At 68.1% G+C, this 13,436-nt stretch carries 9 protein-coding genes; all 9 read right to left on the bottom strand.

Annotated elements, in window-relative coordinates; genetic code table 11:
• Positions 1–184 precede the first annotated feature (184 nt).
• Positions 185–2,008, bottom strand: coding sequence for a phosphogluconate dehydratase (gene edd / locus DYI37_RS07045; protein WP_116682530.1), 1,824 nt, complete (start codon positions 2,006–2,008; stop codon positions 185–187).
• Between the two features lie 72 nt (positions 2,009–2,080).
• A complete protein-coding gene (pgl, locus tag DYI37_RS07040; protein WP_116682529.1) occupies positions 2,081–2,785 on the bottom strand; it encodes a 6-phosphogluconolactonase in 705 nt (234 codons plus the stop codon).
• Between the two features lie 56 nt (positions 2,786–2,841).
• The gene (gene zwf / locus DYI37_RS07035; RefSeq protein ID WP_116682528.1) at positions 2,842–4,320 is read right to left on the bottom strand and encodes a glucose-6-phosphate dehydrogenase; all 1,479 of its coding nucleotides are present in this window, start codon (positions 4,318–4,320) and stop codon (positions 2,842–2,844) included.
• A 176-nt stretch (positions 4,321–4,496) separates the two neighbouring features.
• Positions 4,497–7,136, bottom strand: coding sequence for an HWE histidine kinase domain-containing protein (locus DYI37_RS07030; protein ID WP_116682527.1), 2,640 nt, complete (start codon positions 7,134–7,136; stop codon positions 4,497–4,499).
• Positions 7,133–7,840, bottom strand: coding sequence for a biliverdin-producing heme oxygenase (locus DYI37_RS07025; protein ID WP_116682526.1), 708 nt, complete (start codon positions 7,838–7,840; stop codon positions 7,133–7,135). The genes DYI37_RS07030 and DYI37_RS07025 overlap by 4 nt, the downstream gene beginning before the upstream one ends.
• A 384-nt stretch (positions 7,841–8,224) precedes the next feature.
• On the bottom strand, positions 8,225–9,508 hold the full coding sequence (locus DYI37_RS07020) for an NAD(P)/FAD-dependent oxidoreductase (protein WP_116682525.1): 1,284 nt from the start codon (positions 9,506–9,508) through the stop codon (positions 8,225–8,227).
• Between the two features lie 17 nt (positions 9,509–9,525).
• The gene (locus DYI37_RS07015; protein WP_245413816.1) at positions 9,526–11,094 is read right to left on the bottom strand and encodes a glutamine synthetase family protein; all 1,569 of its coding nucleotides are present in this window, start codon (positions 11,092–11,094) and stop codon (positions 9,526–9,528) included.
• A 190-nt stretch (positions 11,095–11,284) separates the two neighbouring features.
• The gene (locus DYI37_RS07010; RefSeq protein WP_116682524.1) at positions 11,285–11,722 is read right to left on the bottom strand and encodes an acyl-CoA thioesterase; all 438 of its coding nucleotides are present in this window, start codon (positions 11,720–11,722) and stop codon (positions 11,285–11,287) included.
• A gap of 155 nt (positions 11,723–11,877) precedes the next feature.
• Entirely contained in the window at positions 11,878–13,179 is a 1,302-nt protein-coding gene (locus tag DYI37_RS07005; protein WP_116682523.1) for a cytochrome b/b6 domain-containing protein, read from the bottom strand.
• Positions 13,180–13,436: the final 257 nt, after the last annotated feature.

Here is a 13,436-nt window from a genome sequence, read left to right as displayed (position 1 = left end):
GGCCCCGCAATGCCGGCGCCCGCGACCCGCCGCATGGGCGTGCGGCAGGGGGACCGGGCCCGGCGCCGCAGGCCTTGCGCCGGGGATCGGGCGTTGGAGCCCGTCAGATACACCCTTCGGATGGGCGCGTCCAACCTTGTGCGAAGGACCGGCGGGCCTCGAAGGCCCGCGCCGGCGCCGCCCGTCAGGCGGCGAAGACGCCGGCCCCTTCGTCCGCCGTGCCGACGAGGGCGCGGAAGGGGGCGAAGAGTTCGCGGCCGATGCCGTATTCGTAATGGGAGAGATCGACCACTACGGGTTCGCGGGCCTCGAACTCGGCGGCTTCGACCTTCACCTCGAGGAGTCCCGCCTCGGCATCGAGGCGCACCACGTCGCCCTCGCGCAGTTTGGCGATCGGCCCGCCGGCCTTGGCTTCCGGGGTGACGTGGATCGCGGCCGGCACCTTGCCCGAGGCGCCCGACATGCGCCCGTCGGTGACGAGGGCGACCTTGTGGCCGCGATCCTGCAGGATGCCGAGGAGCGGGGTCAGCTTGTGAAGCTCGGGCATGCCGTTCGACTTCGGACCCTGGAAGCGCACGACGCAGACGACGTCGCGGTCGAGCTCGCCCCCGTCGAAGGCGGCCTTGACCTCGTTCTGGTCCTCGAAGATGCGCACCGGCGCCTCGACCGTGCGGTGCTCGGGCTTGACGGCCGAGATCTTGATGACGCCCCGGCCGAGATTGCCGGACAGCATCTTGAGGCCGCCATTGGAGGAGAACGGATTGTCGCCGGTGGTGAGCACCTTCGGATTGCCGCTCTCCTCGGGCGCCGGCATGCGGGCGACGGACTGGCCGTCCTCGCCGAGCTTCGCCTCGATCGCATAGGCGTCGAGCCCGGTGCCCCAGGCGGTCTTCACGTCCTTGTGGAGGAGGCCGCGCGACAGGAGTTCGCGGATGAGGAAGCCCATGCCGCCGGCGGCGTGGAAGTGGTTCACGTCGGCGAGCCCGTTGGGATAGACGCGGGCGAGCAGCGGGGTGACGTCGGACAGGTCCGAGATGTCGGCCCAGGTGAGGCGGATGCCCGCGGCCCGCGCGATCGCGACGAGATGCAGGGTGTGATTGGTCGAGCCGCCGGTGGCATGGAGGCCGACGACGCCGTTGACCACGGCCCGTTCGTCCACCACGAGGCCGGCGGGGGTGTATTCGTTGCCGAGTGCGGTAATGGCGAGCGCGCGCTTCGTCGCCTCTTTCGTCAGGGCGTCGCGCAGCGGCGTGTTCGGATTGACGAAGGAGGAGCCGGGCGTGTGCAGCCCCATGATCTCCATCAGCATCTGGTTGGAATTGGCCGTGCCGTAGAAGGTGCAGGTGCCCGGCCCGTGATAGGAGGCCGATTCCGCCTTCAGGAGTTCGTCGCGGCCGACCTTGCCCTCGGCGTAGAGCTGGCGGATGCGGCTCTTCTCGTCGTTGGGAAGCCCCGAGGTCATCGGGCCGGCGGGCACGAAGATCGCCGGCAGATGGCCGAAGGTGAGGGCGGCGATGGCAAGGCCCGGCACGATCTTGTCGCAGACGCCGAGATAGACGGCGGCATCGAACATGTCGTGGGAGAGGCCGACGGCGGCGGCCATGGCGATGACGTCGCGCGAGAACAGGGACAGCTCCATGCCGGCCTGGCCTTGGGTGACGCCGTCGCACATGGCCGGAACGCCGCCCGCGACCTGGGCGGTCGCGCCCACCTCGCGCGCGGCCTCCCGGATGATCTCGGGGAAGCGCTCGAAGGGCTGGTGGGCCGAGAGCATGTCGTTATAGGCGGTGATGATGCCGAGATTGGCGGTGACGTCGCCCATCAGCCGGTCCTTGTCGACCGGTCCGCAGGCGGCGAAACCGTGGGCGAGATTGCCGCAGGTGAGCGTCGAGCGCTTCGGCCCCTCCGAGCCCTTGGCGCGGATGCGGGCGAGATAGGGCTCGCGCATGTCCTTCGAGCGCTCGCGGATGCGATCGGTGATCTCTTCGATGCGGCGGTCGACGGTCATGGTGTCATCCTTCCTGAAAGATGGGCCGAAGCGGCGGCACGCGTCTTCGGCGGCATGGGCGAACGGCCTGTCTCAGGGCGCCCAGAAAACGTTGAGGGGCTCGGCGCGTGTGGCGCCGAGGATCGCGCGGACCGGCATTTCGGACACGTCCGAGCCGGCGAGGGCGGCATCAAGGACGGTCCGCTTCTCCTCCCCCTCGATATGGAGAGCGAGGAAGCGCGCGTCCACCAGCATGGGCAGAGTAAGGGTGATGCGGGGCTCGCCCGCGCCCGGTGCGTGAACGGCGGCGACCTCGTCATGGCCCTGCGGATGGAGGAGTTCGTCGAGATTGCCCGCGCCAGGGAAGAAGGAGGCGGTATGGCCGTCCGTTCCCATGCCGAGAACCGCGACGTCGAAGGGCCGCGACAGGCGGCAATAGCGATGGCGCAGCTCCTCGATCGCCTCCTCGGGCGTGTCGTGGCCGGTATAGAAACCGAGAAGATGGGCCTTCTCGGCCGGTCCCTGCATGAGATGGCGCCTGACGAGGGAGAGGTTCGAGCGCTCCGAGGTCTCGGGCACCCAGCGCTCGTCGACGAGGGTGACCTCGACCTGCGACCAGTCGATCTCGGCCCGGCCGAGATGTTCGAGGAAGAGTTTGGGCGTCGAGCCGCCGGAGACGGCGAGGGTGGCGGAGCCGCGCGTCGCGATCGCTCCGGCGAGCACCGCCGCGACGCCCGTCGCGAGCGCCTCGGCGAGATCCTGCCGGTTGTCGTAGCGGTGGAGGACGGGATCGGTCATGACGGGATCGGCCTTCTCGCTGAGGGTCGGGAACGGGGCGTGTCGCGGGGCCGGTCTCAGTCCGGCTCGTGCCAGGTGCGGCCGTCGCGCTCGATCAGCGCGATCGAGGAGGACGGGCCCCAGGTGCCGGAGGTGTAGCCCTGGGGCTTCTGGTTCTTCTCGTCCCAGGCCTTCAGGATCGGGTCGATCCAGTCCCAGGCCGCCTCCACCTCGTCGCGGCGCATGAAGAGGGTCTGGTTGCCGCGGATGACGTCGAGGAGAAGCCGCTCGTAGGCGTCGGGATTGCGCACCTTGAAGGACTGGGCGAAGGTCATGTCGAGGGGAATCTGGCGAAGGCGCATGCCGCCCGGACCCGGATCCTTGATCATCAGATACTGCTTCATGCCCTCGTCGGGCTGCAGGCGCAGGACGAGCTGGTTCTGCTGCACCTCGCCCGCCACATGGGCGAAGATGTTGTGCGGCGGCTTCCTGAAGGTGATGACGATCTCCGACATGCGCTGGGAGAGCCGCTTGCCGGTGCGCAGGTAGAAGGGCACGCCCGCCCAGCGCCAGTTGTTGATCTCCGCCTTGATGGCGACGAAGGTCTCGGTCTGGCTCTCGGGCTCGCCCAGATCGTCGAGATAGGACTTCACCGCATGGCCGTTCGAGGCGCCGGACTTGTACTGGCCGCGCACGGTGAGGGTCTCGACATTGGCGGCGGTGATCGGGTTCAGCGAGCGCAGGATCTTCAGCTTCTCGTCGCGCAGCGCGTTGTCACCGAAATCGGAGGGCGGCTCGAGGGCGACGAGGCACATCAGCTGGACGATGTGGTTCTGCACCATGTCGCGCAGGGCGCCCGCCGTGTCGTAATAGCCGGCGCGGCCTTCCAGCCCCACCTCCTCGGCCACCGTGATCTGCACGTGGTCGATGTGATTGGCGTTCCAGACCGGCTCGTAGAGCGCGTTGGCAAAGCGCAGCGCCATGAGGTTCTGCACCGTCTCCTTGCCGAGATAGTGATCGATGCGGAAGACCTGGTCCTCGCGGAAGTGGCGGGCGATCTCGGCGTTCAGCGCCTTGGCCGATTCCAGATCGCGCCCGACGGGCTTCTCGACCACGACGCGGGTCTTCTCGTCGGCGAGGCCGAACTCGGTGACCTTCTGGGCGAAGGCGCCGAAGAGGCTCGGGGCGACCGCCATGTAGAAGGCGCGGATGCGGGTGGTGCCGGTTTCGTCGAGACAGGACTTCAGCTCGGCCCAACCCTCGCCGGAGCGGGCGTCCACATGCCGGTAGAAGAGGCGATCGAGGAAGCGGGCGACGGCCGGCTCGACGAGATCCTCCGGCTCCACATGGGCGGCGAGCGCCTCGCGGGCAAAAGCGCGATAGTCCTCGTCGGACAGCGGCGTGCGCGAGGCGCCGATGATGCGCGCGGCGTCCGGGATCTGCCCGTCCCGGTCGCGGTGATAGAGTGCGGGCAGCAGCTTGCGCGCGGCAAGGTCTCCGTTTCCGCCGAAGACGACGTAGTCGAAGGGTTCGACGGGAATGATCTGACTGGACATGACGCGGTTCCGCTGCGCGATTCAAACGGTTCAAATCATGCCTTTAGGGCATTCTCCCCCGAGAGCGCAATCACAACCGGCGCACAGTCGCGGCACAAGCGGACACGGCAGCCATGCATTCGCGGACCCCTTGCCGGGATCCATGCGGGGCGCCCTGCCGAAACGGGCCGGAGGCGTCAGCCCCTCGCGCGCTCGATCGAGCGTTTCAGGGCGGCAAGGAGGTCGTCCTCCGAGAACGGCTTCTTGACCGCCTCCACGTCCGGACCCGCGGCCTCGGGGAATTCGATCTTCTCGCCATAGCCGGTGACGAAGACGAAGGGGATGCCGCGTTCGACGAGGGGGGCGACAAGGGGGAAGCTCGTCTCGGCGCCGAGATTGACGTCGAGCATCGCAAGGTCGATGGATTCCTCGTCGAGGATGCGCCGGGCCTCGGAGACCGAGGCGGCGACGAAGACCGTACTCGTGCCGTGGCTTTCGAGAAGCTGCTCGGCATCGAGCGAGATGATGACGTTGTCCTCCACGAGGAGCGCATTCATGCCCTCGAGAAGTTTTGCGTTGCCTGCGGTCATTGCGTTGCGGTCCTCGGGCCTCCGGGAGGCGTTTGTCGTGTCGTCCGCGCCATATCCGTCATGGGGCGTCGCCGAATGGTCGTGCTGCGGATGCGGATCGATCTCGATCACGTGGGCGGGCAGGACGAACCGGCCTTCGAAGCCGGCGAGCTTGTAGCTGATCTCGGCCTCGCCGCCGAGTTCGTGCGGGATCGAGCGCTCGATGATGGTGGTGCCGAAGCCCCGGCGGCTCGGCCGCTGGACGGCGGGCCCGCCTTCCTCGCGCCAGTGAAGGACGCAGTTGTCGTGATCGTCGATCCGCCACTTCACGTAGACGCGCCCGGTCGAATCGGAGAGCGAGCCGTATTTCGCCGAATTCGTCACCAGTTCGTGGAAGACGAGGGCGAGGATCGAGAAGGCCTTGGCCGAGACGTGGAGGGCGGGACCCGACAGGACGACCCGGTCCTTCTTGGCGCCGATATAGGCATCGACCTCGGTCTTGATGATGTCGGCGAGGGGCTGGGGGGCGTATCGCTCGTCGGTGATCTGGTCGTGGGCGCGGGCGAGCGCCTGAATGCGGCCCGAGACGATCTTCGAGAAGTCGTCGATGCCGGTCGCCGTCGCCTTGCTCTGGGTGACGAGCGCGCGGATGAGCGCGAGGATGTTGCGGACCCGGTGGTTGAGCTCGGCGATCAGGAGTTCCTGGGACTGCTGGGCCTGGGCCTGCTGGCGCGAGGTCTCCTCGGTGAAGCGCACGAGAACCTCGAGGATCGACACCCGCAGCGCCTCGGACGCCTTCTTCTCGGCCTCGGTCCAGGACAGGGACTTGCCGCGCACCGTCTCCTGCCAGGCCTCGAAGCTCTTGCGCGGCGTCAGGCGCGGCCCGTTGGGGCCGTAGTCCATCTCCTTGGCCTTGGGATTGCCGGCCCAGTTCACGGTCTGGACGAGCTCCTGGCGGAAGAACATGATGTAGTCGCGCGGCGAACGCGAGATCGGGATGGCGAGAAGGCCGGCGACGTCCGCGCCGAATTCCCGGGCGCCCGGATAGACCGAGCCCAGTTCGTCGGTGGCGTAGACGCGGCTCGCGGCGGCCCGGTTGAGGAAGCGGGCGAGCGCCGGCATCGCCTCGACGGGGGGCGTCTTGCCGAAGCTCTTGGCGACGCCGTCCGCCCAGACCGAGAAGCCGTCGGACGGAATGATCGGCTGGAGATCGCCCGCGAAGTCGGAGAGATCGGCGACCGAGGGCGTCAGGCTCATCAGCTTGCCGACGAAGCGGTCGTGCAGTTCGCGCGCCTTCTCCTCGGCCTTGCGCTGCTCGCGCGCAAGGCGCCCCTCGATCATCAGCGAGATCATCAGGCCGAAGAGCTCGGTGGCGTTGCGCATCTCCATGGAGAGCCGGCGCGGCTTGTAGTGGTGCAGGGCGAACAGGCCCCAGAGCTGGCCGTCGATGACGATGGAGATCGAGAAGGAGGCCTCGACGCCCATGTTCCGCAGATATTCGACATGGATCGGCGAGACCGAGCGCAGCACCGAGAGCGACAGGTCCAGCGGCTCGCCGGACGGGTCGAGCGCGGGCTCGATCGGCACGGGCACGGCCGCGATGTCGGCGATGGTGCGCACCCGGTTGCGCACGTAGAGCGCACGCGCCTGCCGGGGGATGTCGCTCGCCGGATAGTTGAGACCCTTGAAGGCTTCGAGCCCGGTGCGCAGCGCCTCGGAGACGACGGTTCCCGCCCCGTCCTGGTTGAAGCGGTAGAGCATCACCCGGTCGAAGCCGGTGACGCTGCGCAGCTGGCGCACGCTCTCGTCGAAGAGATCCTGGGTGGACCGGGTGCGCTGGAGGCGGCCGGACATGGAGCGGACGAGCGTGCCGGGGCTGATCGTCTGGCCGACATCGGAGGGCTCGGCCTCGACGATGATCGAGGCGCCGGAGATGTGCATGGAGACGTCGTATTTCCGGCCGTCGGCCAGGAAATCGATGCCGAAGACGCGCTCGGAGGCATCGTCGGCCGACAGCATCTGGACGCGCGAGCGCAGCATGTGGATCACGCTGTCGCCGAGGAGATCGGAGACCGGCGCGCCGAGAAGGTCGTCCACCTGCCGGCCGGTATAATCGGCGACGTTGAGCGAGACGCGCTGGATCAGCCAGTCGAAGGAGATGACCAGCAGGAAGCCGAAATCCTGGATCGCGCCGAGCATGTGGATCGGTTCGCGGTCGCAATTGGTCAGATCGACCGAGAAGGTCGTCGGGTCCTCTGTGACGGTCATCTGTCTGTCCCGCTGGGTGAAGCGTCTGGTGTCCGATACGCCCTCTCGGCGGCGGCGCGGAACAGACGAAAGCCTTCCCTGGCGCTCGAAAGAGCCCTTTCGAAGGCGTCCTCCTCCCGCATCAGGGGTTCGAGAGCGGCCATGCGCCGGGAAAAATTGCTTGAGCCGCGTGCCGTCTCGAAGAACGCCGTGGGAATTGTTCCCACGGGTCTCGCCCATGAAGCATCAAGCACGTGGCGGTGCAACATGCGCGCACCCAATCGTGACCCTTCGACGACGTAGAGGAAGCCGATGGCGGAGGCCGGATCGCGCGGGGCGTCCGCGCGCAAGGGAATGGACGGGGGGAGGCGCATTCCGAGGGCGGCGAGATCCTGCGAAAGGGCGAAGCGGGCGGGGGCGTAGGGCCCGAGCTCCGGCGCCTCCGCGACCGCCTCCTCGATCACCGGCTCGAGCGTGGCATGGGCCGAATGGTTCATCGCGAGATAGGCGGCATAGCGCTCGCGCGAGGTCCAGATCTCGCCGAGAAAGGCGTCGAGCTCGCGGTGATCGCGATCGGTTTCCACGCGCAACGCCTCGCGCAGGCGCGATGCGCCATCGGACGCGGTGTCCGGCGTCATGGTGCTCGCGGGAGGTGCCGCGGCAGGAGATGCGTCGGCCTGTCCCGCGACGAGCCCGGTCGCGGCAAGGCGGGTGTCTGGAAGCATGAAGTCCGGTAGGGTCCGTCGTTTCGGGAGGTCGGGCGCGCTCGATATCGTGTCGAACTCGTTAATCTGGCGTCGCTCAAGAAAAATGACAGATGATCCTTTGCCGGGAAACGATCACTTTCCCTTGGTCGGCAAGGCTTACCAGCGTTCCTTTCGCGCCGGTATCGGGTCCGTCATTCGGGCGGGGATGCGGGACACCGGCTGTGTCCTCGCGGGGGCGGGAGGCAAGCATGCCCGGATGCCCCATTGGCCGCGGTCAAAAGACGAGCAGCGCTGGATACAGAGGGCGAAACGGGCCTGGAGAGCGCAAGGTTCCACGTGGTTGCAGGAATTTTTTCACGTTCTGTCTTTGGGTGTTCTTGTGCCGGATCTTCGGTTTTGGCCTCAGAAGCGGTCGCGGAAGGCGTACCAGGTCATCGCGAGCATGGCGATGAGGCCGCGCAGGCGCGTGCCGCCGGGAAAGGGCGGGATGTCCAGGTCTTCCAGAAGCTTCAGGCGGTCGCGATTGCCCGCGAGCCGTTCGGCATAGAGGCGGCCGGCGAAATTGGCGAGCATGACGCCATGGCCCGAAAAGCCGCCGATCGCCGTCACGCCGGTCTCGCTCGTGTCGACGAAGGGCATGCGTTTCATGGTGATGGCCACGTGGCCGCCCCAGGCATGGGTGAGCTCGACGCCCTTCAGCTGCGGATAGACCTCGGCGATCTGCCTCGATATGTGCCGGGCGATGTCGCCGGTGGCCGAGGTATAGGCCTCGCGCCCGCCGAAGAGCAGGCGGCCGTCCGGCGACTTCCGGAAATAGCGCACGACGAAGCGCGAATCGTGACAGGCCTCCCCGCCCGGCAGGATGGTGGTCTCGCCGAGCGGCTCGGTCGCGCCGATGAAGGAGCCGATCGGCATCACATGGGCGTCGAGCCGGCGCGACAGGTCGCGGCCATAGGCGTTGGTGGCAAGGAGGACGTCGCGGGCCGAGATCTCGCCTTGCGCGGTTCTCGCCAGATGCCGGCCGTCCTCGTGGGTGAGGGAAAGGACGGGGCTCGCCTCGTGGAGGGCGGCGCCGGCCCGGGCGGCGGCAGCGGCGGTCGCGACGGCGAGCTTCAGCGGATTGAGATGGCCGGTTCCCGTGTCGCGCATGCCGCCGAAGAAGCGGCTCGTGCCGAGGCGTTCCTCGGTCTCGGCCCGGTCCATGAAGCTTGCATGGGGATAGTCGTAGCGGGCGGCGAGGATCTCGGCCTGGGCCTTGAAGTCGTCCACATAGCGGGCCTTGTGGGCAACCGCGAGCTGGCCGCGGCGAAGATCGACGTCGAGCCGGTTCGTCTCGATGAATTCGAAGAGGCTCGCCTTCGCCTCCTCGGCGAGATCGAAGAGGGCGCGCGAGCGCTCGTAGCCGATCTCGGGTTCGAGCTCTTCGGGCCAGAGCCGCTGGCCGGTGCCGATCTGGCCGCCATTGCGGCCCGAGGCGCCGTCGCCGAAGCGATGGGCCTCGAGGACGGCGACGCTCGCGCCGGCCTTGGCGAGGTTGAGCGCGGCCGACAGCCCGGTGAAGCCGCCGCCGACGACGAGAACGTCCACCTGCCGGCGCTCGGCGAGCTTCGGATAGTCGGGACGCTCGACCGTATCCTCGTAATAGGAGCGGCCGGGCGCGATGGGGGAGGTCGCGGCGTGATCCATGGACGGGGGCTGCGCCCTCAGACCTGGAGCAGCAGGAACTCGCGCTCCCACGGGCTGATCACCTGCATGAAGGTCTCGTGCTCGCCGCGCTTGATGCCGGCATAGGTCGCGACGAAATCGGCGCCGAGAACGCTGTGGAAGGCCTTCTCCGCCTCGAAGGCCGCGACCGCTTCCAGAAGCCCGCGCGGCAGGGCGATCTCGCCGTCCTCGTTGGCCGTGCGCTCGGTCGGATCGGTGGGGCGGATCGCCTCGATCATGCCGAGATAGCCGCAGGCGAGCGAGGCGGCGATGGAGAGATAGGGATTGGTGTCGGAGGAGGGCAGGCGGTTCTCCACGCGCCGGCCCTCGGGCTCGGAGGTGGGCACCCGGAAGGCGGTGGTGCGGTTGTCGAAGCCCCATTCGCAATTGGTGGGCGCCGCCATGCCCCAGGTGAGCCGGCGATAGGAATTGACGTAGGGCGCCATCATGATGAGGGCGGCGGGCACGTATTTCTGCATGCCGCCGATGAAGTGGTGGAAGAGATCGGAGGGCCCGCCATCGGGCCGCGAGAAGACGTTGCGGCCGGTCTCGATATCGACCACCGACTGGTGGATGTGCATGGCCGAGCCGGGCTGGCCCTGGATGGGCTTGGCCATGAAGGTGGCGTAGATGTCGTGGCCCATCGCCGCCTCGCGGATGGTCCGCTTGAACAGGAAGACCTGGTCGGCGAGCTCCACCGGATCACCGTGGCGCAGGTTGATCTCGAGCTGGGCCGCGCCCTCCTCGTGGATCAGGGTATCGATCTCGAGCCCTTGCGCGTCGGAATAGTCGTAGATGTCGTCGATCAGCTCGTCGAACTCGTTGACGCCGCCGATGGAATAGGACTGGCCCGACTGGATCTGGCGCCCGGACCGGCCGATGGGCGGGGTGAGCGGATAATCGGGATCGGCGTTCTTGGAGACGAGGTAGAACTCGATCTCGGGTGCGATCACCGGTTTCCAGCCGCGCGCCTCGTAGAGCGAGATCACGTGCTTCAGGACGTTGCGCGGAGTGTAGCCGACGGCCGCGCCGCTCTGGTCGACGAGATCGCAGATCACCTGGGCGGTGGGATCGCTCTCCCAAGGCACGGCGCAGAGCGTCGAGAGATCGGGCACGAGCTTCAGGTCGCCGTCGTTCGGCGAATAGCGGAAATCGCCGCTCTCTTCCGGGTATTCGCCCGAGATCGTGTGCATGAAGAGGGCCGAGGGCAGGGCAAGCGAGGTGTTGCCGACGAACTTCTTGGCCGGCATCATCTTGCCGCGCGCAACGCCGGCGAGATCCGGCGTGATGCATTCCACGTCGTCGATGCCGCGCGCCATCAGCCAGTCGCGGGCATCCTCCATGGAGGCAACGCCGCGCTTGGATTCCCAGAAGTCGCGCGACTGGGCCTGGGCCTGGGCGGCCGCCGCCGCGCTCTCCCGCGCCACGGGTTCCAGTCTCGGTCGGGGGGCAGGCCTTGCCGATGCCTGCGCCGGGGCAGGAGCGGACGCCTCCGGCTGCGGCTTGCGGCGAGGCTGGACGGGCTCGGGATTGCGCGGTCGCGAGGAGGGCTGTTCGGGCTTGGGCATGACGTCCGTTCGGCTTGATGACCGGCCGACAATAACCGCTCGCCCGGCGGTCAGGAACCCCGCAATCGAATGCCATGCGCCGGACGAATGAATCGACCCCTCGGGTCGATCCACGTCCGTCGAGGGGCTCAGACGCCGCTCGGGCTGCCAGCGGACCTTTGAAAGCGATGCTTTCACAGGTTCGCCGGCATCATGCGCCGGACGGGGCCTTCATCGCATCGAGCCGGGCGACCGCCTCCTGCGGGAGCGGCGTCGAGCGGCGCGTTTGCGTGTCGGTGAGGACGACGACGGAGAGCGCCCGCGCGCACGGCTTGCCGTTCTGGAACAGGGCCTGCTCGATTTTGATCGAGGAGCGGCCGACCGAGAGGATGCGGGTCGCGGTCTCGACCTCGCCCGGCCACAGCATCTCGGAGAGGAAGTCGATCGACACATGGGCGACGACGAAGGCGCAGCCTTCGGGGGCGAGCGGGTTGGCGGGGTCGTAGATCACCTCGCAGCGCGCCTGCTCGATCAGAACCATGAAGACCACGTTGTTGATGTGGCCCTGCCGGTCCATGTCGGCAAAGCGCAGCTTGTCGCGCGTGACGTGAGGATAGTCCTCGATGCGGGGGGGCGTTCGGCTGTCCATGGGCGTCGCTCGCGGGGCTGTCGTTTCCGAAGGGCGCCTTTGAGGCGCGCCCGCACTTTTCGGCCAGCGGGCGCGCGAACTCAAGCTCTTCTCGACGGTTCGATCGTTCAACGGTTCGAAGGGCGGACGGCGCGCGCCCCGGCCGACCTTACCCGTCAGGAGCCGGTCCGGCGCGCCGCGAGATCGAAGCGGACGGTGACCTCGCGCGCAAGGTCGCGGCCGGTCGGATCGTTCGAAACGCCGATGCCGTAGAGGGTGCGGTCGATCGTCGTGGAGCCGGCGACCCGTGCCGTATCGCCCTCGCCGGGCACGAAGGTGAAGGCGAGCGTGACCGGATGGGTCTTCCCGCGAAGGGTGAGCTGCCCGTCCGCTTCGAACGCGTTCGGCTCGCTGCCTGCCTGCCGGAAGGTGTCGAGGACGAGGCGGGCTTCCGGAAAGTCCTTCGAGGCGAACCCGTCGGGACCCTGGAGCTGGGGCGCGACGAAGGCATTGGCGGTGGCGATCGAGGCGGTGCGGATCAGGATCTCGGCCCGGGCCGAAGCGAGATCGTCCGGCGAGAAGACGATATCGGCGTCGTAGTCCGAGACGGTGCCCTCCATGGGAGCGCCGGAAAAGCTCGTCTCGAAGCCGAGCCGGCTCTCGCTTTTCTCGATCGTCCAGTCCCCGGTGGTGGTGGTTCCGCTCGCAGCCTCTCCGGCGCTCTCGCCCATGACTGCCGTCTGCGCGTCTGGCGCGGACGCTTGCCCGCTCGCGCCGGTCTCGGCCTGGCCGGCGAGAAGGCCGATGGCGAGGACGAGGGCGAAGCCCGACAGGGCAAGCGGCACGGCGCCCGGCCGGCTTCTCGCCCGCGCGAGCCCCGAGCCGAGGCCCATGCGCGAGAAGGAGGGGAGCTTGTCGCGCATATGGTGCTTGGCGGCGCCCGCCACGTGCAGGGCGAGAAGGCCGAGAAAGGCGAGGGCGAGCCATTTGTGGCTGAAGTCGAAAAAGGCCGCGAGATGTTCGCGGGTCGTCTCGTTCACCGCCTCGCGGATCGGAAGGCTCGGCCAGGGCAGGGCCTCGATCATGAAGAGATAGGTGGGCACCCGCGCGGCCGAGGCCGAGACCACCAGCCAGCCGAAGAGCGGCACGAGGATCATCAGCGCATAGAAGAGGATGTGGACGAGATGGGCGGCGATGCGCTCGCTGCGCGCCATCACCGGCGCATGGGCGGGAGGCGGGTTCATGACGCGCCAGAGGATGCGCGCGACCGACAGAGCGAGGACGAGGAGGCCGATGGTCTTGTGGAACTGGATGACCGGGAAGCGAACGGCGTCCGGCAAGAGGTCGTAGGAGAAGAGAAGCCCGCCCGCGATATTGCCGAGGATGAGCGCCGCGATCGTCCAGTGGAGGATGACGGCGCCTCGCGTGTACCGGGTATAGGCGGCGCGCCATGCCGCCTGTTCGCCTGCCATGCTCATCGGAACGGCCTCGTCGTCTGGTTTCGGGTATGGGGACTGGGAGCGGAAAGGGTGGCGGGAGGCCCGGGACGCTCCCATGCGAGGGCCGGGCGGATGTTTCGGCACGGGATCTGCGCCGGGGCCATCGCGGGGCATCGCCGGATCGTGCGGGGGCTGCCGGTGCGGCGCGGGCGCTTCGGGGTCACGCGGGTCATGCGGGGCATGACGGGATGCGGGCCGGGCGCCGGGATTGGGTCTCCCCCGCGCGGCGAGCGGGC

It is taken from the genome of Fulvimarina endophytica (assembly GCF_003403015.1).
In the GTDB taxonomy this organism is placed as follows: domain Bacteria; phylum Pseudomonadota; class Alphaproteobacteria; order Rhizobiales; family Rhizobiaceae; genus Fulvimarina; species Fulvimarina endophytica.
Note: the sequence above shows the minus strand (reverse complement) of the source record. Positions and strands in the feature narration are given on the sequence as shown.